The sequence below is a fragment of the Membranihabitans marinus genome, from assembly GCF_019802045.1.
Classification (GTDB): Bacteria; Bacteroidota; Bacteroidia; order Chitinophagales; family Saprospiraceae; genus Membranihabitans; species Membranihabitans marinus_A.
Genome location: NZ_JAHVHU010000036.1, coordinates 1 through 1,820, shown reverse-complemented (window position 1 = coordinate 1,820; position 1,820 = coordinate 1). Strand labels below are relative to the sequence as shown.

1 protein-coding gene is annotated in these 1,820 nt (G+C 46.4%); it reads left to right on the top strand.

Going from position 1 to position 1,820, the window contains the following annotated elements; genetic code table 11:
• Positions 1 to 1,485: T9SS type A sorting domain-containing protein (locus tag KUV50_RS19250; RefSeq protein WP_222581841.1), on the top strand; the 1,485-nt coding region annotated here is incomplete at its 5' end.
• Between the last annotated feature and the right edge of the window lie 335 nt (positions 1,486 to 1,820).

Sequence of the window (1,820 nt, the reverse complement as noted above, 5' to 3'; positions counted from 1 at the left end):
CCTGACACTATTGGTGCTCTGACTGTGAAGCCGCACCTGGAAGGTAAACTGTGCAACTCTTTTGCATCTGGATCAGAAGTGAAAGAATTTGATGTCCCCAACTCGTTGGGGATGAAGAAATATCTGATCGAATGGACCATGATCGATTGGTGTGCACACCACACTTCTACGAACCGTGAATTCTCTTATACGCAGGAAGTTATTGCCACGATCAATCCTGATTGTGATGTAACGACTGATACTGGTGATGATACCACAGATGTAAGTCTGGTACAAGGTACCATTGCCACAGAGCGTGGAGAAGCTGTACAGAAAGTAGAGATGAAAGCCGTATTGGGAAGCGGAAGCCCTTTGACCACCGTAACCGGTGGAGAAGGTGCTTATAACTTCTCGATCAACAACGGATCACAAGTTAGTCTTGTACCGAGCAAGAACACAGGCTTTGCGAATGGTGTAAGTACGCAAGACTTGATTGCTATCCAGCGTCATGTATTGCAGAAGAAAGCACTGGACAGCAAATACCAGCGCATTGCAGCTGATGTGGATGGCAACGGATCGATCAACGGATTTGATGTGCTTGAATTGCGTAAATTGGTTATGCAGCCGCATACTAAGTTTGCGAACAATACGAGCTGGCGGTTCTTTGACAAGCAGACTGACAAAGAAGTGTACGATGTAGCCAATGTGAATGGTGACATGAATGTAGACTTTGTGGGTGTCAAAATCGGAGATGTGAACTTGAGCTCGTCTCGACAGCATGTTGGGAGCCGAAGCACGACAGGAACGTTGAACCTGAACATGGCTGACAAAGCGATGAAAGGTGGTGAAGTATATCGAATCGATGTGACTTCTGATAATTTCGTCAACATCAACGGTATGCAGTACACCTTGTCTTATGTAACGAACCTGGTCGAGATCGAATCGATCGAAGCCGGTGCACTGAACATCACGAAAGACAACTACGTACGCTACGCTCCTGGAGTAATTACTTCCAGCTGGAGTGAAGCAGACGGACAGCACTTGTCCAGTGATGAAGTACTGTTCACACTCGTAGTGAAAGCAAAATCAGAGGTCCGATTACGTGATGCATTGAGCCTGAACAACCGGGTAACGACCACGGAAGCATACGTAGATGTGGAGGCTGGGGACTTCGCCAAAGGCTACGACCCCCGAAGGAAGGCCGTCAGCTTGCGCTTCGACGGATTCCGTCTCGGGGACGGGATGAATTTTGCCTTGTACCAAAACACACCGAACCCGTATGCGGGGGAGACGGTTATCGGATTTCATTTACCGGAAACCAGCGAAGCTGTAATGACTGTTTATGATGTGACCGGTCGCTTGATCAAACGCATCAACGGAGAATATGAAGCCGGGTACAATGAAGTTCGGTTAACTTCTACGGATTTGGGTGTGACTGGGGTGTTGTATTATCAGTTAGATACCAAAAAATATACAGCGACTAAGAAGATGATCGTGATAGAATAAGTAGTTGCGCAATTATTGCGCACTACAAAAGCATTCAGTCTGGATCATGAGTAACTGAAGACGTTTGCTGGAATGCAAACAAATAGTAAATGGTTTAAAGACCTCCGGGGAATAGAATTTTCCGGAGGCTTTTTTTCAACATGGCGTTCACTATTCATTGCCAATTCTTTTGGATTTAGAGATTTCAAGGATTGCATTTGCACGCGCCATTGACGATGCAGAATATTCTGGTGGATCGGACGATTGTTGACTTTTACAAAGCAGGGCAGGAGCGGCTGGATATGAAGAATGAGCTCGAAGCGGGACGGCGTAAGCAGTTGACACTACGCTTGAAA